The organism is Gordonia sp. L191, from assembly GCF_030077625.1.
Classification (GTDB): Bacteria; Actinomycetota; Actinomycetes; order Mycobacteriales; family Mycobacteriaceae; genus Gordonia; species Gordonia polyisoprenivorans_A.
The window spans coordinates 14844-41014 of the sequence record NZ_CP125996.1 but is presented as its reverse complement, the minus strand read 5'-3'; the positions used below and the strand labels follow the sequence as shown (position 1 = coordinate 41014).

Genomic DNA, 26171 nt, shown 5'->3' with positions numbered 1-26171 from the left:
ACAAGACAAATTGTGCTGATTTGTCTTCAGAGCAGACAAATTCTCTGCTATTGTCGAGCAACACCGAAGCCCAGCGAAAGCGATGGTTGCCATGCGTGTCGTCGATCGACTCATCAACAAAGCCCAGGTAGTGGTACCGATGGAGCGCCAAATCCAGGGCCTGCATCTGCTCCAGCGCGCCAAGAGGCTGGTGGTGGATGACGGCCAGCCGCGCTTCGAGGCGTCGGAGATCCCCGACGTTGCGGACCTGGATCTCACCAAGATCGACGTCAGCAATCCGTTCTTGTGGCGTCAAGGACAGTGGCAGCCCTACTTCAAGAGGCTGCGAGACGAAGCGCCCGTGCACTTTCGGGCTGACAGCGCTTTCGGTCCGTTTTGGTCGGTGACCCGCTACGACGACATCGTCACCGTCGACAAGGACTTTCAGACCTTCTCCGCCGAACCTCAAATCATTCTCGGCGCTCCGCCCGAAGGACTCGATATCGAGATGTTCATCGCGATGGACCCGCCGCGTCACGACCAGCAACGCGCCGCTGTTCAGGGCGTTGTCGCTCCGCAGAATCTGGAGGAGATGGAGGGCCTGATCCGCTCGCGGGTCCAGGATGTCCTCGACGCGCTGCCGGTGGGTGAGCCGTTCGACTGGGTCGACCGGGTCAGTGTGGAACTGACCTCACGGATGCTGGCCACGCTGCTGGACTTCCCGTACGAGGACCGACGCAAGCTGGTGCAGTGGACCGACCTGGTGGCCACCAGTGCATCGGCCACCGGCGGGGTCAACAACACCGATGAGATCTATCGGGGTGCTGCCGACATGGCGCGGAGTTTCAGCGCACTGTGGCACGACAAGGCGGCTCGTCTGGCGGCCGGCGAGAAGCCCGGGTACGACCTGATCACGCTCATGCAGCTCTCCGAAGACACCAAGGACCTGATCAACCGCCCGATGGAGTTCCTCGGCAACCTCGTGTTGCTGGTCGTGGGTGGTAACGACACCACACGCAACTCGATGACCGGCGGTGTGCTCGCACTCAACCAGTTCCCGGAACAGTTCGACCGCCTTCGCACCAACCCTGGGCTCGTGCCGAAGCTGGTCCACGAGATCCTTCGATGGCAGACGCCGCTGGCCTACATGCGTCGGATCGCCACACGCGACACCGTGCTGAACGGCCAGTTCATCCGTCAGGGCGACAAGGTGGTGATGTGGTACGCCTCGGCGAACCGGGACGAGCGCACCTTCGACGACCCGGACAGCTTCGTGATCAACCGGCGCAATGCCCGCCACCACCTGGCCTTCGGAATCGGCACGCACCGCTGTATGGGGAGCCGGCTGGCAGAGTTGCAGTTGCGCATTCTGTGGGAGGAACTACTGGCCCGATTCGACGACATCGAGGTTCTCGCGGAGCCGGAGCGCGTGCAGTCGAACTTCGTGCGGGGTTACAGCTCGATGATGGTGCGCCTCACCCCGATCGGCGGCCGTCGGCCGGAACCGGGTCCCTACCGCGCACATCTACGCGATGCCGGCGGCAACGACTCTGCAACAGGCAGTTCGGCAGCAAGCAGTTCGGCACCCATGCCCGCACGGCCATCCCGTGGAAACCGTGGTGCAGCAATGCAGACGCTCGATCTGCGGGTGGCCCGCCGGCGGACCGCGGCCGAGGGTGTCGTCGAGCTCACCCTGACCGATCCCACCGGCGGTTCGCTACCCGCCTGGACTCCGGGCTCGCACGTAGAGCTCCTGTTGCGTCCGGGGATGTCGAAGCACTACTCCCTGTGCGGAGATCCCGCAGACCGATCGTCATGGACTGTCGCGGTCCTGCGGGAACGCAACGGCCGCGGCGGATCCCAATTCGTTCACGATGAACTGGCCGAGGGTTCGCCCCTGCAGGTCAGGGGTCCCCGCAACCACTTCGCTCTCGTCGGCTCACCGCGATACCAGTTCATCGCCGGCGGCATCGGTATCACCCCGGTACGCACCATGATCGCGGCAGCCCAGGCCGATGGAGCCGAATGGAACCTGTTGTACTGCGGTCGGTCTCGGGACTCAATGGCATTTCTCGACGAACTGGGGGCCGACGATCGGGTGACGGTCTGGGCCGGTGACGAACACAGCGGACGGTTCGATCTCGACGCGATCCTCGGCGAGCCACGGGCCGATACCCTGGTCTACTGCTGCGGACCCGCCGCGCTGATGGACGCCGTCGAGGAGAAGTGCGCAGCATGGCCGGACGGGAGCCTGCACCTCGAGCGGTTCGTGGCCGCGACCGGCGACGCACCCGAGGGCGCACTCGACTCCTTCGAGGTGGAGTGCGCAGTCTCGGGGGTGACTGTCACGGTCGAACAGGGCACGACGATCTTCGCCGCGGTCGAGGAGGCCGGTGTCGACGTCATCGGGTCGTGCATGGAAGGAATCTGCGGGACATGTGAGGCCGACGTTCTCGGCGGAGCCCCCGACCATCGCGACTCCGTGCTGTCACGCGCCGAGCGCGAACGCGGCGACACGGTCATGACCTGCGTGTCCCGATCACTCTCGCCGAAGCTGGTGCTCGACCTGTAGGCCTGCAGCCGCAACCCGAGATCACCGCAAGGCGGACGGCGGTCGGCGCCGTGGCCGTACGATCGGGCGTATGAAGCAGGCTGACGGCGAGTACTACGTGACCGCGCAAGAAGTGGCGGCGTTCGAGGAATCGGGCAAGCGCTACTGGTACATGCGGGAGGACGGATCGACCGACCTCTACCTCGACGATCTCGAGATCACCCACGGCTGGCCGATCTTCCTGATGGAACGCGACGCCGCATGGTTCGCCAAGTGGGACTGCGACTACGAGAAGGCCGTCGAGACCGATCTGAACCCGCACCTCATCAAGAACTTCGAGGAACTCCTGACGCAGGGCAACTGGCCGCACGACCAGGACTGAACAGCGACCGTCGACGAAGTTGGGGTAGCCTAACTTCATCATGGGTTTCTCGTTCGCGACAGTCACCGGTACCGACGACCTCACCCCGCACATCCGGCGGGTGCACCTGCACGTTGAAGATCTCGCCCGTCTACCACTGCCCGGCGGGCCCGACGACGCCGTCGGCCTCTACTTTCCCGAACCCGGCCGAAAACGTCCTCCCGCAATGGAATTGCGCGACGAGGTGTGGGGATATCACGACCTCGACCAGCCGCCGGAGGGCCGTAACTACACCATCCGTTCCGTCGACCACCGAACCGCGACCGTCGACGTCGACTTCGTCATCCACTCGCGTGGTCCGGCGACGCTCTGGGCCCAACGAGCCGACGTCGGTGACGCGGTGGCGATGTCGCACGCGCGCGGCTGGTACCGGCCCGCGCCGGGCACCGACTGGCTCCTGCTGGGTACCGATCTCGCCGGATTGCCCGCCGCCGCCCGCATTCTCGACGAGCTCGCCACCGATCCGCGGCCGGTGACCCTGGTGGTCGAGGTGATCGACGAGGACGACCTCTCCTATCTGGGCCGACCCGTCGACGGCGTCGAGGTCATCAGCCTGATCGGCAGCGGCAACGGTATCTCGGCGAGCAGCTTGGGCACGACCATCGCCGCACTCGACGTTCCCGCAGGGAACGGATACTGCTGGTTCGCCGGCGAGGCCGCCGAATCCCGAATGATGCGCAAACACTTTCGCCGCGAACACCATTGGCCCGCCGACCGCTACGACATCATCGGCTACTGGCGCTACGACGGTGAGGCGTGGGCCCGACGCTACGCCGAGCACGGCGACGAGCTACTCGCGGTGTATGAGCAGGCGATCGCCGACGGCAAGGGCGAGAAGCGCGCTGCCGAGGAATTCGACGAGGCGCTCGAACGGGCCGGACTGTGAACCCCGCACCCGTTTGAGTACCTGGCGATTCAGTACCTTGCGATCTGACCGTCCTTGGGGGCGCGATACATCCGCCACAGCACTCGTGGGACAGCCCGCAATGGCACGGCCCGCGGCCAGTCCCGGGCGCGCAGCAATGCCTCGGTACCACCGTCGACGGTGATCACCGATCCGGCCATGAAATCCGCGGCAGGTGAGAGCATCAGCATCACCCACTGCGTGATCTGCTCCGGTGTTCCATACTCGCGCAACGGAATCGGGAAGGACCGGACGTTCTTCGACGACGCGCCGCTCAGTTGCGACTGCAGCAGCGGGGTCATCACCGGCCCGGGGGCGATGATGTTGACCGCGATCCCCTCCCCCGCCCATTCGGGGCGGGTGCCGTGCACCCGACACCATCGGGTGACCGCGATCTTCGACGCCGCGTACGCCGCGGGACCCGACAGCACCTTACCCCGCCTGCGCAGGATCCGGGTGGCCCCCTCGGTGTCGCCGGCCTCGAGTCGGGCGACCGCGCGGCCTGGTACCAGCGGTGTCGCTGTTGTCGAATTGGAGCCGAAGACAACCACTTTCGATTTCCCGTTCGCAGCGAGCAGCCGGCGAAAGGCGGTGAGCAGTTCGGTCACCCCGAGTAGGTTCACCTCGACGATGGTGCGTTCGGCCCCGCGCGCCGGGCCGAGACCGGCCGCGAGAACGGCTCCGGCGAGTGCGCCCTCGGCCCGGTCCAGGACCGCGGCGATCGCCGACGCACGCCCGTGCGGCGTCGAGAGATCCGCGGTCACCTCGGCGCCGTCCCGATCGATCCCGATCACGGTGTGCCCGGCCGCCCGCAACGAATCGGCAACCGCCGCACCCATTCCCGACGCCGATCCGCTCACCACGTATGTCCCCACACGTTCTCCCTCAGCCGTGGTTGCGCGAACGCGCTCCCCGTTGTTCTGCTCGCAGCGTACGGTCGTAGGCCTCGTTGAAAGCACACAATTCGCGTAACAGGACTTCCGGGGTACCGGGGTCGAGGTCGGCGAAGACCTGCTTGAGACGACTCACCCGCAGCATGCCGTCATGGGTGAATGCGGCCCGTCCGCTCTCGGTCGGGCGGATGAGCCTGCTCATCGAGCCCTCGACGTCGAAGCGTTCGAGGTAGCCGAGTTTGATCGCGGCGTTGACCTGCCGGTTGACCGTGGACTGTTCGAGATCGAGTTCGTCGGTGAGTTCCCGCAGGGTCCGCGCGCGACCGTCGGAGAGGACGAGCAGGATAGCGAACGCCGAGCTCTCGAGTACCGACTCGGCGGGGTGTTCACTCTTGCGTCGATGAAACCGACTGAGTTCCTCGACGATGTCGCGGTAGAGCGGCGATGGCCAGGGTGCGTGGTCGGCCCCGTCGAAGGTCACCGGCGCCGGACGTGACGTGCCGTTGCGCTCACCCTCGCGGAATCCGCCCACTGCGACCTCTTTCGACATCCGGCTCCCCCACATTCTTCCCGCAGCCGCCCGGTATGTCCGGTTGAGGAGTGTCGCGAGCTGCGCGGCTTGCATATGTACCTTACATATGTACTCTACATACAGCTTAGGAGGTGCGATGTCAGACACCAATTCGTCGCCGGCAGCAGAGAACCCGGCCCCCATCGAGTCCGTTCCGCGCAACGGGTCGTCCAATGGCGCCGCGATCGCCACCGTCATCGCACTGTGTTTCGGTGGCCTCGTCGCGTCCTTGATGCAGACGCTGGTCATCCCGATCCAGCCCGAGTTGCCCACCCTGCTGGGCACCTCCCATTCCAACGCGTCGTGGGTGATCACCGCGACGTTGCTGGCCGCCGCGATCGCGATGCCCATCGCCGGCCGCCTCGGCGACATGTTCGGCAAGCAGCGCGTCCTGCTGGGCAGCGCCGCGCTGCTCGTCGCCGGTTCCATCGTGTGTGCCCTGAGCAGTTCGGTCATCCCGATGATCGCCGGCCGCGCGATCCAGGGCCTGGCCATGGGCTTCATCCCCGTCGGCATCAGCCTCATGCGTGAGGTCACCCCACCCAAGATCACCTCGATGGCGATCGCCGCGATGAGCGCGACGCTCGGTGTGGGCGGTGCGATCGGCCTGCCGCTGTCGGCGTGGATCGCGCAGAGCTGGAACTGGCACGGCCTGTTCTGGGTGTCGGCGATCCTATCGTTGGCCGTCCTCGCCCTGGTCGTCGTGGTCGTCCCGCACGTCCCCGACGCGGTCGGTGGCCGTCTGGACTTCGTCGGCGCGATCGGCCTGGCCATCGGTTTGTCGGCCGCACTCATCGCCGTGTCCAAGGGCAACGACTGGGGTTGGACGTCGGGCACCACGCTCGGCACGCTGATCGGCGGTCTCGTCGTGCTCGGGGCGTGGGGTTTCTATCAGCTGCGAACCCCCGAACCGCTCGTCGACCTGCGGACCACCGCACGTCCGGCGGTCCTGCTCACCAACATCGCCGCCGTCGCCATCGGCTTCGGCATGATGGCGCAGTCGATCGTCATCCCGATGCTGCTCGAGATGGACGTGCGCACCGGAGTCGGGCTCGGCCAGACCATGCTCGAGGCCGGCCTGTGGATGGCGCCCGGCGGACTGATGATGCTGGTCTTCGCCCCGGTCTCGGGCACGTTGATCAACAAGATCGGCGCCAAGTACACCTTGGCCATCGGCGCGACGGTGCTCGGTGTGGGCTATCTGCTCGCGATGTTCCTGATGAACTCTCCGTGGCAGCTGATGATCGCGTCGATCATCGCCGCGTCGGGCGTCGGCATCGGCTATGCGGCGATGCCCACCTTGATCATGGGCGCGGTGCCGATGACCGAGGCCGGTGCGGCCGTCGGCCTCAACGGATTGATGCGCTCGATCGGCACCACCGTCTCCTCGGCGGTGATGGCGGTGCTGCTCACCACCTCGACGATCAGCATGGCGGGCAACGACATTCCCACCCACACGACGTTCAAGTGGTGCTTCCTGGTGGGTGCCATCGCCGCGTTCGTGGGAGTGGCCATCACCCTGTGCATCCCCAAGCGCGGCCCCAAGCCGACGCCGACTGGCGTGGTGATCGCCGACTCGGCAGCACCGGGTTCGGCGTCACCCGGCTCGGCAGCACCGGCCACCTCGCACTGACCCCGCGCTCGGCCCGCTCAGACCAGCCGGTCGCCGGTCTCGGGGTGGAACAGGTGAACCGCGTTGTCGGCCTGCCGCAACCGGATCCCCTCTCCACGCTTGGCCGGCGCCCGCTGTGAAGAGCGTGCCACCACGACCATCGGATCACCGTCGAGGTTGTGGACCGACTCGTCGGCCAGCGAGGCGTAGACGTAGGTTTCGCTGCCGAGCTCTTCGAGAAGTGCGACGTCGGCGTTGAGTCCGGTGCCATCGTCGGAGAGCGCAAGGTGCTCGGGCCGGATGCCGACGACGACCGAGCTCAGCCCGGACTTGCGCAGTGCCGCCTGCGATGTGGCGTCGATGTCGATGTCGGCTCCGGCGATCGAGATGGCGCCGTCGCGGATCGGCGCGGTGAACAGGTTCATCGCCGGTGATCCGATGAAGCCGGCGACGAAGGCGTTGACCGGGCGGTCGTAGAGTTCGGCCGGGGTGGAGAACTGCTGGAGTACACCGTGTTTGAGCACGGCGACGCGATCGCCCATGGTCATCGCCTCGACCTGGTCGTGGGTGACGTAGACGGTGGTGGTACCGAGTCGGCGTTGCAGCGCGGCGATCTGGGTGCGTGTCTGGACCCGCAGTTTGGCGTCGAGGTTCGACAGCGGCTCGTCCATGCAGAACACCTGGGGTTCGCGCACGATCGCGCGGCCCATGGCGACGCGTTGACGTTGTCCGCCGGACAGTTTCGCCGGCTTTCGATCCAGGTAGTCGGTGAGGTCGAGGAGTTTGGCGGCCTCGGCGACCTTGCGCTTGCGTTCGTCAGCGGAGATGCCGCGCATCTTCAGCGCGAATCCCATGTTCTCCCCGACGGTCTTGTTGGGGTAGAGCGCATAGTTCTGGAAGACCATGGCGATGTCACGGTCCTTGGGCGCGACACCGACCATGTTGTCCCCGCCGATGCGGATCTGCCCGGAATCGATCTCCTCGAGTCCGGCGAGCATCCGCAGCGCCGTGGATTTGCCGGAGCCCGACGGTCCGACGAGGACCACGAACTCGCCGTCGGCGATGTCGAGGTCGAGGGAGTCGACGGCCAGTGACTCGGCGCCCGGGTAGACGCAGCAGGCCTTGTCGTAGGTGATGGTTGCCATGGGGTTCTCCTGTTGATACGAAAGCGCTTAGGTGAGTGGGTGACCGGCGTGATTACTTGATCGCGCCGAAGGACAGGCCGCGGACGAGTTTGTTCTGGGCGATCCAGCCGCAGATCACCACCGGCAGCGCGGCCAGGACCGACGCCGCCGACAATTGCGCCCAGTAGAGGCCCTGCCCGGACATGAAGCCGGTCAGGAAGACCGGCATCGTCTGCCCGTTGACGGCGGTCATGTTGACGGCGAAGAAGAATTCGTTCCACGAGAAGATGACGCAGATCAGTGCGGTGGCCGCGATACCCGGGGAGATCAGCGGCAGGATCACCTCACGGACCGAGGTCCACAGACTGGCGCCGTCGATGCTGGCGGCCTCGAGCAGTTCGCCGGGCACCTCGAGGAAGAACGACCGCATCATCCACACCGCGATCGGCAGATTCATTGCGGTGTAGAGGATCACCAGCGTCCACACGTTGTCGAGCATCCCGATCTTGCCGACGATCACATACAGCGGGATGATCGCGGCCACGATCGGCAGCATCTTGGTGGAGATGAAGAAGAACAGCGCGTCCTTGGTCTTGCGGACCGGGCGCAGCGACAACGCGAAGGCCGCCGGCACACCGAGGACCAGAACCAGAATCGTCGAGACGATGGTGGCGAACAGCGAATTGAGCAGTGGGGTACCGATTCCGGCGTCGAAGACGTTGCGGAACTGCTGCAGGGTCGGGGCGAAGAAGAACGTCGGTGGGTTGGTGGCGGCGTCGCTTTCCTTCTTGAACGCGGTCAGCACCATCCACAGCACCGGGAAGAAGAACCCGATGGCCAGGATCCAGGTGAGAGCGGTCAGTCCCATCTGGCGCGGATTGCGGCTGCGGCGTACTTCGGGCGCCGACGTCGAAGTGGTGGTCGGGGCGGGGCGGGTGTCGGTACTCATCAGGCCGGCTCCTCTGTTCCGGTGAATGACTTGAAGATCAGGCGCAGGGCCAGGGACGCGACGACGATCGTGCCGATCACCGTGACCACGCCCATCGCAGCGGCCTGCCCGATGTCGAATCCGAGGAAGGCACGCTGATAGATGTAGTAGGACAGGTTGGAGCTGGCCACACCCGGTCCGCCGGAGGTCATCATGTAGACCGCGTCGAAGGTGTTGACGAGGTAGATGGCGCCGAGGACCGTGCCGAGTTCGATGAACCGCCGCAGGTGCGGCAGGGTCAGTTCACGGAAGAGCCGGAAGCTGGTGGCGCCGTCCACGCGGGCGGCCTCCTGGATGTCTCGCGGCATCGACTGCAGTCCGGCGAGGATCAGCAACATCATGAAAGGTGTCCACTGCCAGACGAGTTCGGCCATCACGCTGGCAAGCGGGAATTCCGAGAGCCAGTCGGTGTGAATCCCGAACGGGCTCAACGCCCAGTTGACCAGGCCGTTGGTCGGCGAGAGCAAGCTCGTCTTCCACAGCAGCGCCGCGGCGACCGGTGTCACCAGGAACGGGGTGATCAGCAGGGTCCGAACCACGCCGCGCCCCAAGAATTTCCGGTCGAGCAGCAGGGCGAAGATCAGTCCGAGCACCACCGAGATGATGACGGTGCCCACGATCAGCAGGATGGTGTTGAGGGTGACCGTCCAGAATTGGCTGTCACCGAACACCGCGACGTAGTTGTCGAATCCGACGAAGCGACGTGAGCCCGGGCGGACCAGGTTCCACGACTGCGTCGAGTAGTAGAGCGTGAACACGAACGGCACCTGGGTGACCACGATCATGAAGATCAACGCGGGCAACAGGGGTCCGCGTCGACGCCAGCCCTCGGCGCGACTGATCTGGTCTTTCTTCGAGGTCACCGGCCGCCCCTGATCGGGGGGCACATGCGCGCCTCGCGTGGATACTGCGGTGGCCATCTCTACTGCTCCCTCTGGTAGGACTTGCCGACGACCTCGGCGTACTGCTGGGCCTGTTCAAGTGCGTCGTGAACGCTGATCTGCCCGGCGATCGCCGCCGAGATCTGTTGGCTCACGCGAGTTCCGAGATCCTGGAACTCGGGGATCGCCAAGAACTGGATTCCGGTGTAGGGCACCGGCTCCAGCGTCGGCTTGTTCTGGTTCGCCGCCTGCATCGCCTGCAGGGTCTGCTGGGCAAAGGGCCCGGAGATCTTCTGATAGGCCGGCAGCTGGTAGGTCGAGAGCCGACTGCCGGGCGGGACATGCGTGGCCCCCAAGGTGTTCGCCACATGTTCGATGTACTTGCGGTTGGTCATCCAGTCGATGAACTTCCACGCGTCGTCGCGGTGTGTGCTGCTCGACGGGATCCCGAGCGACCAGGTGTAGAGCCAGCCGTTGTCGCCCTTGGCCATTCTCGGGGCCGGTAGGTAGCCGACGTCGCCGGCGATGGTGGAGGTGTCCGGGCTCTCGAGCACCGACACCGCCGAGGTCGCGTCGTACCACATCGCCACCTGGCCCTGCGACATCAGGTTTCCGCATTCCTGGAAGCCCGACGACGACGCACCGGCCTCCCCGTACTTGCGCACCGTGTCGACGTAGAACTGGACGGCGGCCTCGACCTGCGGACTGGTCAGCTGGGCATTCCAGTTCTCGTCGTACCAGCGACCACCGTAGGCGTTGATGACGGTGTTCAGCGGGGCGAGCACCTCACCCCAACCGGGCTTGCCGCGCAGGCAGATTCCCGCCGTACGGTCGTTGGTGAGCTTGCGTGCGGCGTCGGCGACCTGCGGCCAGGTGGGGTCCGCGGGCAGCGCCACACCGGCCTGCGAGAAGAGCTTCTTGTTGTACATGAGGAACGACGACTCGCCGTAGAACGGGGCCGAGTACATCGAACCCTGATACGAGAGCGCCGATTTCAGTGTCGGAATGAAGTCGTTCGCGTCGTAGGAGGGGTCGGCGTCCATGTACGGGGTGAGATTGACCAGCCACCCGTTCTTCGCCCACATGGGTGTCTCGTAGTTACTGATCATCACCACGTCGAACTCGCCGCCGCCGGTGGCCACCGACGCGGTGATCTTCGCGCGCGCTTCGTTTTCCGAGAGCGTGACGAAGCGGACCTTGGTACCCGGGTTCTCCTGCTCGAACTGGCCGGACAGCTTGATCGCGTCCTGCATCTGCGAATTCGAGACCATCGCGACCGTCACTTCGCGGCCACCGCCACCGGTGAGTGAGCCGGCACCAGCGCATCCGGTGGCCAGCAGACCGATCGTGGCGGCCAAGGCCACCAGACCGGCCTTGCCGCGACGGCGTGACGGGGAGAGATGCCCGCGCGGGAATCTCGCTCGTAGGGATCTCACTGCTGACCTTCCTGTTGTGAGACAAGCCATTCCGCGGTCGGGACGTCGGTGACCAGGATGGTCGCGTAGCCGCCGCGGAGTGCGCCGAGAATGGATTCGGCCCGGTGGGTGCCACCGGATATCAAGATCGCCGTGGGGCAGGCCTTCACCGCGTCGAGGGGGACCGAGACGGTCCGCTCCACCAGACTCGATTCGACGGCGATGCCCTGTGCGTCGTAGAAGCGGCCGCCGATCTCGCCGACCGCGCCGAGTTCGAGCAGTTCGTCGAGGACGATCGCATCGATGAATGCGCCCTCGAACAGGGTCGTCGATGTCGACACCGAGCCCACTCCGAAGAGCATCACCTGCGCGCCACGTGCTGCCGACAGAGCTTGGGAAACAACCGAATCACGATTGAGCGCGGCGACTGTGTCGGGGTCGACGAACAACGGTGCGACCAGGCGCAGCGGCTGCGCGTGCAGACGCTCGGAGAAGCGGGCCAGCGCGTGGTCGACGCCGGTGTGGTACTCGACGGAGGTCATCGAGCCGTCCATCTGCACCACGCGTTGCGCCGCCGCGTTGGCGGTCATCGCGTCGGCGGTCGCGACCTGCTCAGGGCCCCAGGTGAATCCGAAGGTGTCGGCGGGTTGGATGCGCCGCGACAGGACCGACGCGCCCGCGCGGCCGAGGGCTGCGTTGCCCGAGGCGGTGCCGTCGGCGACCTCGTCGATGATCAGCACCTCGTCGAGACCGAAGATCTGCTCCACCGTGCGTTCGAGGTCGGTGTGAATCGACGCCGACAGATGCTCGGGAGCGGTCACCGACACCTGGACGAGCCCCTGAGCACGTGCTCGCGCGATGAGCCGCCCGGCCGTCGGACGTGACACCCCGAGTCGGCCGGCGATGTCGGCCTGCGTCAGTCCCTCGAGGTGATACATCGTGGCTGCTCGCACGAGCAGCCGCAGATCCTGACCGGTGTCGGCGGCGGGCCGGCCCGCCGCTCCACGCCCGGTGGCCGGTCGTTTCGGCGGACCGTCGGGCACGTCCTTCGCGGCATCTGCCACATCTTTGCGAGAAGGCACTCGTCGACTCCGTTCGATCGCGGTGGTTCCGGTGGACGTGGTGAACATTTGCTCACTAGCCGTTCATGTGCTCAGTACGCTAACATCCTCGATGTGAGCCACGCAACAATGATCGAGAAACGTGATGCGCTGTCGGGGACCATGCGCGCCGGCGTTCTGCATCCCGACCTCCGTCTGTCCGTCGAGGAGCGCCCCGTTCCCATCCCCACTGCCGGCGATGTGTTGGTGCAGGTCAGCGCGGTGGGAATCTGCGGGTCGGACACCCACTACGTGCGGCACGGACGCATCGGCGACTTCGTCGTCCGCGAGCCGCTGATCCTCGGCCACGAGGCCGCGGGCACGATCGTCGCCGTCGGCGCAGGTGTGGATGCGGCACGGATCGGTGAGCGCGTATCGATCGAACCGCAGCGACCCGATCCGGCATCGGCGGAGACCATGCGGGGTGCATACAACCTGTGCCCACACATGCGCTTCTACGCCACCCCACCGGTCGACGGCGCTCTCGCCGGATTCGTCACCATCGGCGCCGCCTTCGCCCACCCGATTCCCGACGAGATCAGCGACGAGGCGGCCGCACTCTTCGAGCCGTTGTCGGTGGGCATCGCCTCGATGCGCAAGGCGGGCGTGGGCCCCGGTGACGCCGTGCTCATCGCCGGGGCGGGCCCGATCGGACTGATGTGTGCGCAAGTCGCCCGGGCGTCCGGGGTGACCCGCATCGTGCTCAGTGAACCCGATCCCGAACGTCGCACGCGAGCAGAGGATTTCGGCGCGACCGAGACCATTGCCCCCGGCACCGGGTTGGCGCCGGTGGATGCCTTCATCGATGCCAGCGGTGTCACGGCCGCGGTCACCGCAGGCCTGCGGGCGCTGCGGCCCGGCGGACGGGCCGTGCTGGTCGGGATGGGCGCCGACACCATGGACCTGCCGGTCTCACTGATCCAGAACCGTGAGATCGTACTGACCGGGGTTTTCCGCTACGCCAACACCTGGCCCACCGCGCGCGCGTTGGTGACGTCGGCCGCCGTCGACCTCGACGCGATGGTCACCGCCCACTACGGGCTCGACGAGATCGCCGAGGCGCTGAACTCCGATCGCGTGCCCGGAATGATCAAAGCCGTTGTCCATCCACAGGTCTCGCGATATCACACAGATGTCAGCACCGAACCGAATCGAAAGGACCGTTCGTGAGCACTCTCGCCGACGCCCTCCCGCTCAACACCACCATGCTGGGTTCTCTCGGTGACGTGCCGGCGCCGCGCTACGACCGGGCCTCGGTCACCGCGGGCATCGTCCACTTCGGGGTCGGCGGCTTCCACCGCGCCCACCAGGCCTTCTACATCGACCGGTTGCTCGCGTCCGATCCGTCGTGGGGAATCTGCGGTGTCGGAGTGCGGCCCGCCGACGCGCGGATGCGGGATGCGCTTGTGCCACAAGACGGTTTGTACACCCTTACCCTCAAGCATCCCGACGGTGCGGTGGAGACGTCGGTGATCGGCTCGATCGTCGAGTACCTCTATGCTCCCGACGATCCGGAGGCCGTTCTCGAGAAGCTCTCCGATCCGGCCGTGCGCATCGTGTCCCTGACGGTCACCGAGGGCGGTTACAACTTCTCGGCGGCCACCGGCGAGTTCGATGCCGACAACCCGGACATCGTTGCCGATCTCACCGGAAAGGCCGCGCCGACAACCGTCTTCGGACTCGTGGTGGAAGGCCTGGCCCGACGCCGCGAGCGGGGCGTGCCCTCGTTCACCGTGATGTCTTGTGACAACATCGCCGGCAACGGCCATATGGCGCGCTCGACGTTTCTCGCCTACGCCCGGCTGCGCGATCCGGAGCTGGCGGCGTGGATCGACGAGCACACACGGTTCCCGAATTCGATGGTGGACCGCATCACCCCGGCCACTCCCCCAGAGCTGGCCGGTGAGGTCGCTGAGCGCACCGGGATCGCCGACGCCTGGCCGGTGGTGGCCGAACCCTTCACCCAGTGGGTACTCGAGAACGATTTCTCCTGCGGCAGGCCGGCTCTCGAGGATGTGGGTGTGCAGGTCGTCGCCGACGTCACGCCGTACGAACTCATGAAACTCCGGCTGCTCAATGCCGGACATCAGGCACTGTGCTACTTCGCCCATCTGCTGGGGTACCGCTACGTTCACGACGCCGCGGTCGACCCCGATCTACGAGAGCTGCTGCGCCGCTACATGTCCGAGGAGGGCAAGCCGACGCTCGCGCCCTTGCCCGACGTCGACGTCGACGCCTACATCGACACTCTGCTCGAGCGATTCGGCAATCCGGCCATCGCCGATACGATCGCCCGGCTGTGTCAGGACTCCTCCAACCGCATCCCCAAATGGCTGGTACCGGTGATCCGGGATCGCCTCGCGCAGGATGGTTCCGTGAGACTGGCGGCCGCGGTGGTGGCCGGCTGGACGCGCTACGCCGAGGGTGTCGACGAGCACGGCAATGCGATCACCGTCGACGACCCGCTGGCCGACCGTCTCGTCCCGCTGGCGCAGCGCTCACGCACCGAGCCCCTGGCATTCCTGTCCGAGACGTCACTGTTCGGCGATCTCGCCGAGCACGAGGCGTTCACCGAACCGTACCTGTGGGTGTTGGAATCGTTGCGCAACAAGGGTACTCGCGCAACACTCCAGGAGCTGCTGTCATGACCCTCGTCGCCGGCGTCGACTCCTCGACACAGTCGTGCAAGGTGGTCATCTGCGACGCCGACACCGGCGCCGTGGTGCGCTCGGGCAGCGCACCACATCCGGGCGGCACCGAGGTCGACCCGGAGGACTGGTGGCTGGCGCTCACGGCGGCCATCAGGGCGGCGGGCGGTATCGACGACGTCGCCGCGCTGTCGGTCGCCGGACAGCAACACGGCATGGTGTGCCTCGATGCGGCCGGGCATGTGGTGCGAGAAGCGCTGCTGTGGAACGACACTCGCTCGGCCGACGCTGCCGACGATCTCATCACCGAGCTCGGTGGCCCACATAAGTGGGCGGAGGCTGTCGGCGTCGTGCCGGTGGCGGCGATCACGGCCGCCAAGCTGCGATGGCTGGCCGACCACGAACCCGACCACGCCGACGCGACCGCGGCCGTCTGCCTACCGCACGATTGGCTCACCTGGAAACTCACCGGCGGCACCGACATCGGCGCTCTGACGACCGACCGCAGCGATGCGTCGGGCACCGGGTACTTCTCCGCCGCTGACGAGGAGTATCGAACAGATCTGCTGCAATTGGCATTTCGCGATCGTCTACCGGGGATTCCGCGGATCGTCGGACCCGGTGAGGCTGCTGGGAAGACATCCGGCGGTGTCGTACTCGGGGCCGGCGTCGGCGACAATGCCGCCGCGGCACTGGGTTTGCAGGCAGGTCCCGGGGACGCGATCGTGTCGCTGGGGACTTCGGGTGTCGTCAGCGCTGTCGGCGAGGTCGCGCCGTGCGATGCGTCAGGTATCGTCGCCGGATTCGCCGATGCGACCGGACGACACCTGCCGCTGGTGTGCACACTCAATGGCGCACCGGTACTGGCGGCGACTGCGCAGATGCTCGACGTCGATCTGACGAGGTTCGCCGACCTGGCGCTGTCGGCTCCCGCCGGCGCCGACGGCCTGACGATGGTGCCCTACTTCGGTGGTGAACGCTCCCCCAATCTGCCTGCGGCGACGGGGACGTTGGCCGGGATCACCCCCGCCAACTTCTCCCCTGCCCACGTGGCACGTGCCGCCGTCGAGGGCCTGCTTTGTTCGCTCGTCTACTGCCGCAACCGGATCGAGGATCAGGGCATCGACGTGCGGCGGTTCCTGTTCATCGGCGGGGGCACGAAGTCGTCGGCGGTGCGCGCGATCGCTCCCGCCTTGTTCGACGGCAACGTGGTGCTGCCCGCCGACGGTGAGTACGTGGCACTCGGCGCCGCTCGCCAGGCCGCCTGGGCACTGACGGGCGAACTCCCGGAGTGGCGCGTCGAGTCCGAAACGATCACGGCTACAACAACTCCAGAAGTATTCGCGCAGTACGCCGCCGCAGCGAAGTGGTACATGGCAGCCGTCGGCGGGTAGTACCCGAGGCTTGCTGTTCGAGGCGTGCTGCGTCCACCCACGGTACGGCGGGTCTCGAGACTCCCCTTGATCGGTGGTCGAGGTGCCGAGGAGCGATAGCGGCGTTCCCCTTCTTCCGGTGGTCGAGGTGCCGAGGAGCGTTAGCGACGAGCCTCGAGACCTGTTGCACCGCTGCTGGTTTCCAACCCCACACCGAAGCATGTGACGGTCTAATGCCGGCGACTGCCGAGTAGTTGGGCGAGTCGGTTCTCGACCGGCGAGTCCGGGTTGGGATCAGGGTGGAGGATTTCGACGAGGTCGTAGTAGCCGTGCCCGATCGGGACCTGGCTGCGGCGGATTCGGTTGGTGGGCAGCATCGAGTCCCGGTCGTCGCTTGTGGCGAGATCGGTATCAGCACTGGCAGCGGCCTGTGGTGGGTCGGGTGGTGGATGCAACTCCGCGCGCACTGTGTCGAGGGTGGCGCGGAAGGTGGCCCCGACATCCGGTAGCGCGTTGGTGCGTTTCGGGTTCGGTTCAGCCGCCCCGATGGGGGTGTTGTTGCGCCACCAGCACCGTCCGGCCCACGGCCCGTCCCGATAAATCCCGGTCGTGAATTGTCCGGGTTTCTCGCCGACCATCCGGTTGTGTTTGCCGCAGGCGGGGGCGAGGTCACCGATGTTGGTGAGTCCGCCTTTCGCATGATCTTTGGTGGCGTGACGGATTTCCACGTGCGCGGCGGGTTGGGTGCACCCGGGATACGAGCAGTACTCGCCACCGTCTTTGGCGAACAGGGCGATCCGCTGTCCTTGACTCGCCAACCGGGCGCGACCCAAATACAGGGGCAGGCGGGTGTGGTCGTCGAACACCGCCAGCCAGGGTTGGCTGTGGGCGGCCAATGCGATGACATCGGTGATCGGCAGCAGGGTGCCGATCACGGTGACGCCCATCCCGGTTTGGGCAATCAGGTCCGACAGCGATGCTTTGATGATCAGGTGCGGCGGCAGCCCGCGATGCGATTGCGGGCCGAGACCCACATCCAACCCGGCACGCAGGACCGCTTCCAACGCATCATGGTTGCGTTGGACCTGATCGCGGTGATCGCGGGCTGCCGCAGCCGCCAACGCGTCGGGATCAGCGTCTTCGCGACTGCCGGTCGGGGACTCCGGGTCGGCGGGATTGTTCATTCCAGGCGCCGCCCACGCGGCGAGTACTGCTTCGAGGTGCGCGGTCAAGGTGGGGGTCATTTGTCCCGACAGGCCACTCATTTTTTGGGCGTCTTGACGGCCGATGCGGATCTGGGGGTGGCGTTGCCGATCGGTGTCGTCGGTCAACTCACCGTCGGGGTCGAGGTGCGCCAACACCCGTGCCCCCAAGATCCGCAGATCAGACGGGATGTGGGTGCGGGCGAACCCGGCCATCGTGGCATCGGCCGACATCTTCTCGTCGAACGGCACTGTCGCGGGGATGCGGTCCAGCACGTCGATCACGACTGCGGCGTGCGAAGGGGCCGGCCGCCCCCGGAGGCCATCGCCTCGGCCAACGCCGGATACTTCGGCGCAGCAACCTCGCCGGTGAAGCTGTGGAAGGTGGCGGTCGCTGTGAGTTGTTTCCACCGCCGCCACGGTTCCGACACACGCAACAAGCCGATGATGGCGTCGGTGATCGACCCGAACCCGTACTCCCGCGCCAGATGACGGTCGGAGAACTCGACGATCTGCCGATCGCCCTGGACGGTGACACGGGTGATCAACTGCTCGGTGGATTGAGCAACCGCGACCAGGTCATCGTTGGACAGACCGGTCACATCATCCGATGCCAACTCGACCATCAGCGTGTGGGCGAGGGCGATTTTCTGCGCGGTCGACAACCCGGACACATCCGGTAACGCGTCAGCGGGGAGTGTGGTATCGACCATCATTTCTCACCCCCCGGCGATAGCGCACATGTGTTTGCGTGCTGTCGTGTTCGAGCACATGCCCGTATTGTCGGGTTGGCAAGGGGTTGTCGAAAGTCTTATCGGGTGCGTCTCGGTGGGGTTCCAGCGTGGGTTCGGCTCGGTCTCGAGGCTCGGCGCCTGGGGGCGCCTCGCACCTCGACCATCGAGGGGAAGCACCTCGACCACCGATCGGGGAAGGACCTCGACGACCGATGGGGAAGCACCTCGACCACCGATCGAAAAGGCGTGCACTCACCTCCAGAACCCGCGCTCCTCCAGGAGAGCCACCGCACGATGACCGCCGCGGAGGAAGTGGCCTTCGGTCAGCGTGCGCGCCATACCCGGCGAACGGCCGGCGAGTGCATCGACGATCTCGCGATGATCCCGCAAGGACGACGCGACCGAGTCCGGGTGGGAGTCGAAGAAGCCTGACGGGATTGCCCCACTGAGGAGTTTGAGCTCGGCGATCAGACGCCGTGAGCGGGTGCCGAGGTTGATCAGCCGATGAAAGCGAAAGTTGAGGCGCTCGATCTCGAGGAGATCGGTCGCCTCCTCCATCTCGGTCGCCAACACACGCAGCTCGTCGAGGTCGGCGTCGGAGAGCGTTGCCGACGCCCGTTCGGCGGCCAGCCCGGAGATCACTCCCAGCATCCAGTAGTGATCGCGAATGTCCTCGCGGGACAGGTCGGCCACAAAGGCGCCGCGCCGGGGAATCGTCTCGATGATCCCCTCCCCGCTGAGCGAGATCAGCGCCTCACGCACGGGCAACTTGCTCATCCCGAGGGACTCGGCGACCGCATCCTGATCGACCTTGGTTCCCGGCCGCATCTCGCCGGCGAAGACCATGCGGCGGATCTCCTGGGCCGCAATCTGCTTGAGCACCGACGATGCCGCCTCGACCGATCGACCACCCACGGGCTGTGCCACCACTGCCTCCTCGACTCACATCAACGCGCAGAGATTATCAAACTCAACTATCACTCACCCGCTATGCAAGACGTAGACAGGACATATAGTTCGGATAGTTGGCACAACCCCAGGGATTTGATAATTTCGATCGCATGGCTTCACCCGCACAGCAGCACACCCCGGCCGTCAGCTCGGACGACTTCGAGCAGATCCGCTCGGTGGTCCACGACTTCATCCGCACCAAGGTCGTGCCGCGTGAGAACGAGATCGCCGAGACCAACGCCATCCCTGACGACCTGCGCGCCCAAGCAGCCGAGATGGGACTGTTCGGCTACGCGATCCCCGAGGAATGGGGTGGCCTCGGCCTCGATCTCACCCAGGACGTCGAGCTGGCGATGGAGTTCGGCTACACGACGCTCGCTCTGCGGTCGATGTTCGGCACCAACAACGGCATCGCCGGCCAGGTGTTGGTGAACTTCGGGACCGACGAGCAGAAGAAGGAGTGGCTCGAGCGCATCGCCTCCGGTGACGTCGTCGCCTCCTTCGCGCTCACCGAGCCCGGCGCCGGATCGAATCCCGCCGGCCTGCGCACCAAGGCGACGCTCGACGGCGACCAGTGGGTGATCGACGGACAGAAGCGCTTCATCACCAACGCACCGATCGCCGACCTGTTCGTCGTATTCGCCAGAACCCGTCCCGCAGAAGGCAAGAACACGGGGATCGCGGTATTCCTGGTTCCCGCCGATACACCCGGAGTCGAGGTCGGAGTCAAGGACAAGAAGATGGGCCAGGAGGGGGCGTGGACCTCCGACGTCAGCTTCGACGGCGTGCGTGTGCCCACTTCGGCGATCGTCGGCGGTGACGAGGAGACCGGATATCGCGCCGCGATGACCTCCCTGGCGCGAGGTCGCGTGCATATCGCTGCGCTCGCGGTCGGGCAGGCACAACGTGCCCTCGATGAGTCGGTCGAATACGCGGCCAATGCCACCCAGGGCGGAAAGCCCATCGGCTCTTTCCAATTGGTGCAGGCCATGCTTGCCGACCAGCAGACCGGGGTGATGGCCGGGCGCGCACTCGTACGTGACGCCGCGCTCAAATACGTCACCGGCGAGGACCGACGGACCGCACCATCGGTGGCCAAGCTCTACTGCACCGAGATGGTCGGCAAGGTCGCCGATCTCGCGGTGCAGGTCCACGGAGGCACCGGTTACATGCGCGAGGTTCCGGTGGAGCGGATCTACCGCGACGTCCGTCTGCTCCGGCTTTACGAAGGCACCAGCGAGATCCAGCGACTCATCATCGGCGGCAACCTCATTCGTGCCGCAAGCAAGTAGGCCACCGCGCCCCACACCATCCCATCACACTCACACGACAGGATTCCCATGCCCGGACCGCTCTTGAAGGACCAGACCGCCGTGATCACCGGTGCCGCACAGGGTATCGGCTTCGCCATCGCGCAATTGTTCGTCGACGAAGGCGCCCGCGTCGTCATCGGTGACATCAATGCCGAGGCCGCACAGAAAGCCGCCACCGAACTCGGCGGGGACGGTGTGGCCGTCGGCGTGGCGTGCGATGTGACCCGCGGCGACGACGTGGACGCGCTACTCGCCGCTGCTGCAGAGCATTTCGGAACCGTCGACGTGATGGTCAACAACGCGGGCATCACCCGGGACGCCACCATGCGCACCATGACCGAAGAGCAATTCGACCAGGTCATCAACGTCCACCTCAAGGGCACGTGGAATGGCACCCGCAAGGCGGCGGCGATCATGCGCGAACGCAAGAGCGGCGCCATCGTCAACCTCTCCTCCCTGTCGGGCAAGGTCGGCATGGTCGGACAGACCAACTATTCGGCAGCCAAGGCCGGCATCGTCGGCATGACCAAGGCGGCGGCGAAAGAGCTTGCGCACCACGGAGTACGGGTCAACGCCATCCAGCCGGGCCTCATCCGCTCGGCGATGACCGAGGCGATGCCACAGAAGGCGTGGGATCAGAAGATGGCCGAGATCCCGATGGGACGGGCCGGTGAGGTCAGCGAGGTCGCCACGGTCGCACTGTTTCTCGCGACTCACCTGTCCTCCTACATGACCGGCACGGTCATGGAGGTCACCGGCGGACGGTTCATGTGACATGAGCAGCAACCGGTTACGCCGCGCGGCGATCGTGGCACCCTCGCGCACCGCCGTCGGCACGTTCGGTGGCGCGTTGCGTGATGTTCCCGTCGAGGATCTCGGCGCCGCGGTCGCCAAGGCCGTCGTCGCCCGTTCGGGCATCGATCCCGAACGCATCGATGACGTCGTCTTCGCACAGTCCTACGCCAATTCCGAGGTTCCGTGCGTCGGACGTTGGATCGCGCTGCACGCCGACCTACCGATCCCGGTGGGCGGCATGCAACTCGATCGCCGATGCGGCGGTGGACTGCAGGCTCTGGTCACCGCCGCGATGATGGTGCAGACCGGCGCCGCCGACGCCGTGCTGGCCGGTGGGGTCGAGTCGATGAGCCGGATCGAGTACTACTCGACCACGAATCGCTGGGGCGCCCGCTCGGGCAATGTCACCATGTATGACCGCCTGGACCGCGGACGCGAACGCTCCCAACCGGTGTGGCGCTTCGGGGAAATCTCCGGGATGATCGAGACCGCCGAGAACCTCGCCGCCGATCACCACATCACCCGTGAGGCTGCGGACGCCTACGCCGCCCGCAGCCATCAGCGTGCCGCCGCCGCCTGGGAAGCTGGGCGTTTCGGCGACGAGATCGTCGAAATCACAGTGCCGCAACGCAAGAAAGACCCGATCGTCTTTGCCCGCGACGAGGGCATCCGGCCCGACTCGACTCCCGAATCGTTGGCCCGGCTGCGCACCGTCACGCCCGGCGGCACCGTGACCGCCGGCAACGCCAGTCAGCAGAACGACGCCGCAGCCGCCTGCCTGATCGTCGCCGAGGACCAGCTCGATGAGTTCGGACTCGAACCGATCGGCTACCTCACCGGATGGGCTGCTGCGGGATGCGATCCGTCGAGGATGGGCATCGGGCCGGTACCGGCGGTCGAAAAGCTGGCAACCCGTGGCGGGTTTGACTCCGCCGCGGCACTACTCGAGACGTGCGACCTCGTCGAGCTCAACGAGGCATTCGCCGTACAGGTACTCAGTGTGCTCGACGGTTGGAAGTGGGACGATCAGGATCGGTTGAACGTCAACGGTTCCGGGATATCGCTGGGCCACCCGATCGGCGCCACCGGTGCTCGGATGACCACCACCCTGCTCCACGAACTCCACCGCCGAGGTGGCGGCACCGGACTGGTCACCATGTGCATCGGCGGCGGTCAGGGCCTCGCCGCGACCGTCGAGGCGGTGTGACATGCCGACCGAGCATTCCCGTCCGCTGGACGGGGTTCGAGTGGTCGAGGTGTCGAGTTTCGTTGCCTCCCCCTTGTGTGGGCTGACCCTCTCACAACTGGGCGCAGAGGTCATCCGGGTCGATCCGATCGGCGGCGCCGCCGACGTGAATCGTTGGCCGCTCACCGACGACGGCACCACCTCGATCTATTGGACGGGTCTCAACAAGGGCAAGAAGTCGGTCACCGCCGATCTGCGTTCTGCCGAAGGTCAGCGGCTGGTCCAACGCCTCGTCACCGAATCCGGCCCCGGCGGCGGCATTCTCGTCACCAACTCGGGCGGCCGGGAGTGGATGAGCCACAACACCCTTGCCGCTCTTCGCCCCGACGTCATTCTCTTGGAGCTGCTCGGCGGCTCCGACGGCTCCCCCGCCGTCGACTACACCGTCAATGCGGGGCTGGGATTTCCGCAGATCACCGGCCCCGTCGACCACGACGGCCCCGTCAATCACGTGCTACCCGCCTGGGATGTGGTCTGCGGCCTGTATGCGGCGCTGGCCGTCACCTCCGCGGCGCGTCGGCGCGAGCAGACCGGGCAGGGCGCGTCGATCCGCCTGGCGTTGGAGGACACCGCGCTGTCGATCGCCAGCACCCTGGGCTATCTGACCGAACCGCAGGTCAACGCACACTCACGCCCGGCGACCGGCAACGATGTGTACGGCACCTATGGCACCGACGTCGTCACCGCCGACGGCGACCGCTTCATGCTCGTGGCCTTGACGCCCCGCCATTTCCGGGATCTCGTACGTATCACCGGAACCGAGTCCGCCATCACCTCGCTTGAGCAGGCTCTCGACGCGGACTTCGCCCGCGAAGCCGACCGCTACACCCATCGCGCCGTGCTGAATGCGTTGTTCGGCAAGTGGTTCGCCGAACACTCCACCGACGAGGCGGCCACTGCTCTCGACGAGTCGTCGGTGCTCGCGCAGCGCTACCGCAGCTTCGACGAGGTGGTCGGATCGGGAGCACTCACCGACAACCCGCTGTTCGCCGAACTCACCCAGACCGGCATCGGGACCTACCTCGCTGCCGGACATCCGGCGTCGTTCGACGGCGAACACTATTTCACCGGGCCGGCGGCGCGATTGGGGGCGGATACGCCTGCGGGGTGAGGATGGCTCGAGCCGACTCATCGCAGCACCGCACCGTCGATATAGTGAGGTGGTGACGCTTAACCCAGAATCAAAATCTCGCTCGCGGAAGCCCGATCGGGAGATGAAATCCGCGAGGACGCGAGCACGCATCCTCGATGCCGCGGCGCGCGTATTGAGTGAGAAGGGGTATGCGGGGACTAGACTGACCGACGTGGCGAAAGTCGCGGAGTTGCAGGCGCCGGCCATCTACTACTACTTCGACTCCCGCGAGAAACTCGTCGAGGAGGTCATGTGGTCCGGGCTGGCCGAGATGCGCGCCTATCTCCAGGCCGCGCTCGATCAGGCCACTCCGGAGGACACCCCCATGGACCGCATCATGATCGCGGTCGACGCCCATCTGCGGCACGAGCTCGAGGTGTCCGACTACACCACGGCGTCGATCCGCAATGCCGGCCAGATTCCCGAGCACATCAGGGACCGGCAACGCTCGGAAGAGAAGAAGTACGGCGACATCTGGCGTCGCCTGATCAAGGACGCGTTCGACGAGGGCGAGGTCCGCGCGGATCTCGATCTCTTCGTGGCGCGGATGCTGATCCTGGGCGCGCTGAACTGGGCCGCTGAGTGGTGGCGCCCACGCCGCGGCTCTGTCGACTCCGTGGTGGCCACCGCACAATCGATGGTTCGGGCCAGCCTCTCCCCCCGCTGACCCCGTTTTCTGCGGCGTGCCTCAGATCTCCGCCAGCGCTCGGCTCGCAATCGCCTCGACGATCGCGAACTTGCGCACCTTCCCGGTGGGGGTCACCGGTAGCGCATCGGCGATGAACCACCTCGCCGGGATCTTGAAAGGCGTCAGACACGTCACCAGGTGAGCCTGGACCTGCTGACTCACGTCGGAAGGGTCGACGGAGGTGTCACGCAAACGCAGGACAGCTGCGACCGTCTCGCCGAGACGGGCATCGGGCAAGCCCACGACCGCCACCTCGACGACCCCATCGACCTCGAGAATCCTCGATTCGACCTCGGCCGGTGCGATGTTCTCGCCGCCACGGATGATGAGTTCCTTGAGTCGCCCGGTGATCGTCAGATATCCCCGGCTGTCCATCGAACCTAGATCACCGGTGTGCACGAAGCCTGCGCCGTCGACGGCACGGGCGGTCGCTTCCGGATCGTCGTGATAGGCGACGAATTGCTGATATCCGCGGGCACAGATCTCTCCGACGACACCGACCGGGACGATTTCGCGGGTCACCGGGTCCACCACCGTGCACTCGACCTGGGGTAGCGGACGACCGACCGTGCGCAGTTTGTCCTCACGTGAATCATCTGGCCTCGTCGCCGTGAGCACCGGCGCGAGTTCGGTCTGCCCGTACACGTTCACCAGGCGACCACCGAATGTCGCCTCGGCGGACTCGATGAGAGTCGCGGCAATGGTGGCCGCCCCACCGAGCATGACCCGCAACTCTGGCGCGCGATCTCCGGTACTGCGCACGTACTCGACGAGCGCCGACAACACCGCGGGCACGAAGAACAGGACGTTTGCCGATTCCGACCGCATCACGTCGATGACCGGTCCGGGTGCGAACTGTTTGACCAAAATCATCGTTCCTGCCGCACTCAAGGGCCCCAGCGTGCCGATGACGCATGCAGCGGTATGGAACATCGGCAGCGGATTGACCGCCGTCAAGTGGTCGGGCATCCGTGCTTCACGCATCGTCAGTCGCGCGACATTGATCAGGGACCGATGACGGAGTAAGACACCCTTGGGATTTCCCGTGGTTCCCGAGGTGTACTGGAGCATCGCGACGTCGTCGGGCGATATCCGGCTTTCGGCCTCGACGTCCGGCGCCGAATCCGTTCCGCGCCAACGGTCTCGGTCCGACAGGCTCACCGTACGAACGTCTCCCACCGTGGCGGCGACCTCCTCGGCCACCGCCGCCATGTCGTAATCACGTCCTCGATCGGCATGGATGAGCACCGTGGCCCCCGAATGCCGGAGCACGTACTCCAACTCAGGCGGCCGCAGCGCGGGATTGACCGCGACGAGCACCACGCCGGCCAGGGCCGCTCCGTACTGGATGATCGGCCACTCGGCCACGTTCGGCGCCCACAGCGCGATCATCTGGCCAGGGGCGACGAGCTGGCGCAACCGTGTGGCCACCCGACGCGATTCGTCCAGCAACTCCGAATAGGTGAGGCGGACGGCCGACCCGTCATGCGCGGTGGCGATCAGTGCCACGACGGTCGGATGGTCGTGTGCCCGGCGCACCAGCACCGCGCCGATCGTCGACTCGTCGAGATCGATCGATGTGTCCTTCTCCCAACGCGATTCACTGCGCAATCCAGGAGTCTCAGTACTGGTCATGCTGCGGTCCTTCGG

Annotated in this window: 21 protein-coding genes and 1 pseudogene; 12 read left to right on the top strand and 10 right to left on the bottom strand. The window is 66.0% G+C overall.

What is annotated here, in order from left to right; genetic code table 11:
- The first annotated feature begins 91 nt into the window (after nucleotides 1–91).
- From QNM97_RS00185 to QNM97_RS00175, 3 genes are all read left to right on the top strand, one after another.
- Nucleotides 92–2551, top strand: coding sequence for a cytochrome P450/oxidoreductase (locus tag QNM97_RS00185; RefSeq protein ID WP_502874968.1), 2460 nt, complete (start codon nucleotides 92–94; stop codon nucleotides 2549–2551).
- A 70-nt stretch (nucleotides 2552–2621) separates the two neighbouring features.
- The gene (locus tag QNM97_RS00180; RefSeq protein ID WP_283821060.1) at nucleotides 2622–2912 is read left to right on the top strand and encodes a hypothetical protein; all 291 of its coding nucleotides are present in this window, start codon (nucleotides 2622–2624) and stop codon (nucleotides 2910–2912) included.
- Nucleotides 2913–2952: 40 nt separating this feature from the next.
- Nucleotides 2953–3837 carry a siderophore-interacting protein gene (locus QNM97_RS00175; RefSeq protein WP_283821059.1) on the top strand — a complete coding sequence of 295 codons (885 nt, stop codon included), beginning with the start codon at nucleotides 2953–2955 and terminating at the stop codon, nucleotides 3835–3837.
- A 29-nt stretch (nucleotides 3838–3866) separates the two neighbouring features.
- On the opposite strand, the gene QNM97_RS00170 is transcribed toward QNM97_RS00175, so the two are convergent.
- Both QNM97_RS00170 and QNM97_RS00165 read right to left on the bottom strand, forming a co-directional pair.
- Nucleotides 3867–4730 (bottom strand): SDR family oxidoreductase, encoded by an 864-nt coding sequence (locus QNM97_RS00170; protein ID WP_283821058.1) that lies wholly within the window; start codon nucleotides 4728–4730, stop codon nucleotides 3867–3869.
- 10 nt (nucleotides 4731–4740) lie between these two features.
- Nucleotides 4741–5298, bottom strand: a complete 558-nt coding sequence (locus tag QNM97_RS00165; protein ID WP_283821057.1) for a MarR family winged helix-turn-helix transcriptional regulator — start codon at nucleotides 5296–5298, stop codon at nucleotides 4741–4743.
- A gap of 118 nt (nucleotides 5299–5416) precedes the next feature.
- On the opposite strand from QNM97_RS00165, the gene QNM97_RS00160 reads away from it, so the two are divergent.
- A complete protein-coding gene (locus QNM97_RS00160) occupies nucleotides 5417–6952 on the top strand; it encodes an MFS transporter (RefSeq protein WP_283821056.1) in 1536 nt (511 codons plus the stop codon).
- 17 nt (nucleotides 6953–6969) lie between these two features.
- Here QNM97_RS00160 and QNM97_RS00155 read toward each other — a convergent pair whose 3' ends face one another.
- Genes QNM97_RS00155 through QNM97_RS00135 form a run of 5 tightly spaced genes read right to left on the bottom strand, consistent with a single transcriptional unit; the run spans nucleotide 6970 to nucleotide 12421 of the window.
- Nucleotides 6970–8076 (bottom strand): ABC transporter ATP-binding protein, encoded by a 1107-nt coding sequence (locus QNM97_RS00155; protein ID WP_283821055.1) that lies wholly within the window; start codon nucleotides 8074–8076, stop codon nucleotides 6970–6972.
- Between the two features lie 52 nt (nucleotides 8077–8128).
- Nucleotides 8129–9004: a carbohydrate ABC transporter permease gene (locus tag QNM97_RS00150; RefSeq protein ID WP_020169843.1), complete on the bottom strand. Its 876-nt coding sequence runs from the start codon at nucleotides 9002–9004 to the stop codon at nucleotides 8129–8131.
- Nucleotides 9004–9963, bottom strand: coding sequence for a carbohydrate ABC transporter permease (locus tag QNM97_RS00145; protein ID WP_014361700.1), 960 nt, complete (start codon nucleotides 9961–9963; stop codon nucleotides 9004–9006). Before QNM97_RS00145 ends, QNM97_RS00150 begins: the two co-directional genes overlap by 1 nt.
- A 2-nt stretch (nucleotides 9964–9965) precedes the next feature.
- Nucleotides 9966–11360: an ABC transporter substrate-binding protein gene (locus QNM97_RS00140; protein WP_502874967.1), complete on the bottom strand. Its 1395-nt coding sequence runs from the start codon at nucleotides 11358–11360 to the stop codon at nucleotides 9966–9968.
- A complete protein-coding gene (locus QNM97_RS00135; RefSeq protein ID WP_283821054.1) occupies nucleotides 11357–12421 on the bottom strand; it encodes a sugar-binding transcriptional regulator in 1065 nt (354 codons plus the stop codon). The genes QNM97_RS00140 and QNM97_RS00135 overlap by 4 nt, the downstream gene beginning before the upstream one ends.
- A 108-nt stretch (nucleotides 12422–12529) precedes the next feature.
- Here QNM97_RS00135 and QNM97_RS00130 point away from each other — a divergent pair, with 108 nt between their 5' ends.
- Genes QNM97_RS00130 through QNM97_RS00120 form a run of 3 tightly spaced genes read left to right on the top strand, consistent with a single transcriptional unit; the run spans nucleotide 12530 to nucleotide 16481 of the window.
- Nucleotides 12530–13609: an NAD(P)-dependent alcohol dehydrogenase gene (locus tag QNM97_RS00130; protein WP_283823338.1), complete on the top strand. Its 1080-nt coding sequence runs from the start codon at nucleotides 12530–12532 to the stop codon at nucleotides 13607–13609.
- Nucleotides 13606–15087, top strand: coding sequence for a mannitol dehydrogenase family protein (locus tag QNM97_RS00125; RefSeq protein ID WP_283821053.1), 1482 nt, complete (start codon nucleotides 13606–13608; stop codon nucleotides 15085–15087). The genes QNM97_RS00130 and QNM97_RS00125 overlap by 4 nt, the downstream gene beginning before the upstream one ends.
- Nucleotides 15084–16481, top strand: coding sequence for a xylulokinase (locus QNM97_RS00120; RefSeq protein ID WP_283821052.1), 1398 nt, complete (start codon nucleotides 15084–15086; stop codon nucleotides 16479–16481). Before QNM97_RS00125 ends, QNM97_RS00120 begins: the two co-directional genes overlap by 4 nt.
- A gap of 209 nt (nucleotides 16482–16690) precedes the next feature.
- Here QNM97_RS00120 and QNM97_RS00115 read toward each other — a convergent pair.
- Together QNM97_RS00115 and QNM97_RS00110 are read right to left on the bottom strand one after the other, a co-directional pair.
- Nucleotides 16691–18378, bottom strand: a pseudogene (locus tag QNM97_RS00115) (HNH endonuclease signature motif containing protein).
- 270 nt (nucleotides 18379–18648) lie between these two features.
- Nucleotides 18649–19323: a GntR family transcriptional regulator gene (locus tag QNM97_RS00110; RefSeq protein ID WP_283821051.1), complete on the bottom strand. Its 675-nt coding sequence runs from the start codon at nucleotides 19321–19323 to the stop codon at nucleotides 18649–18651.
- Between the two features lie 134 nt (nucleotides 19324–19457).
- Between QNM97_RS00110 and QNM97_RS00105 the strand changes: the two genes are divergently transcribed.
- The 5 genes from QNM97_RS00105 (at nucleotide 19458) to QNM97_RS00085 (ending at nucleotide 24500) form a co-directional block, all read left to right on the top strand.
- Nucleotides 19458–20639 carry an acyl-CoA dehydrogenase family protein gene (locus QNM97_RS00105; protein ID WP_283821050.1) on the top strand — a complete coding sequence of 394 codons (1182 nt, stop codon included), beginning with the start codon at nucleotides 19458–19460 and terminating at the stop codon, nucleotides 20637–20639.
- A gap of 48 nt (nucleotides 20640–20687) precedes the next feature.
- Nucleotides 20688–21434, top strand: a complete 747-nt coding sequence (fabG, locus tag QNM97_RS00100; protein ID WP_283821049.1) for a 3-oxoacyl-ACP reductase FabG — start codon at nucleotides 20688–20690, stop codon at nucleotides 21432–21434.
- 1 nt (nucleotide 21435) lies between these two features.
- Nucleotides 21436–22662 carry an acetyl-CoA C-acetyltransferase gene (locus QNM97_RS00095; RefSeq protein WP_283821048.1) on the top strand — a complete coding sequence of 409 codons (1227 nt, stop codon included), beginning with the start codon at nucleotides 21436–21438 and terminating at the stop codon, nucleotides 22660–22662.
- 1 nt (nucleotide 22663) lies between these two features.
- Complete coding sequence (locus QNM97_RS00090) at nucleotides 22664–23812, top strand: CoA transferase (RefSeq protein ID WP_283821047.1); 1149 nt, start codon at nucleotides 22664–22666, stop codon at nucleotides 23810–23812.
- A gap of 103 nt (nucleotides 23813–23915) precedes the next feature.
- Entirely contained in the window at nucleotides 23916–24500 is a 585-nt protein-coding gene (locus QNM97_RS00085) for a TetR/AcrR family transcriptional regulator (protein WP_094601187.1), read from the top strand.
- Between the two features lie 21 nt (nucleotides 24501–24521).
- Here the strand turns inward: QNM97_RS00085 and QNM97_RS00080 are convergent, their stop codons facing one another.
- Nucleotides 24522–26156, bottom strand: a complete 1635-nt coding sequence (locus QNM97_RS00080) for a class I adenylate-forming enzyme family protein (RefSeq protein ID WP_283821046.1) — start codon at nucleotides 26154–26156, stop codon at nucleotides 24522–24524.
- Nucleotides 26157–26171 lie beyond the last annotated feature (15 nt).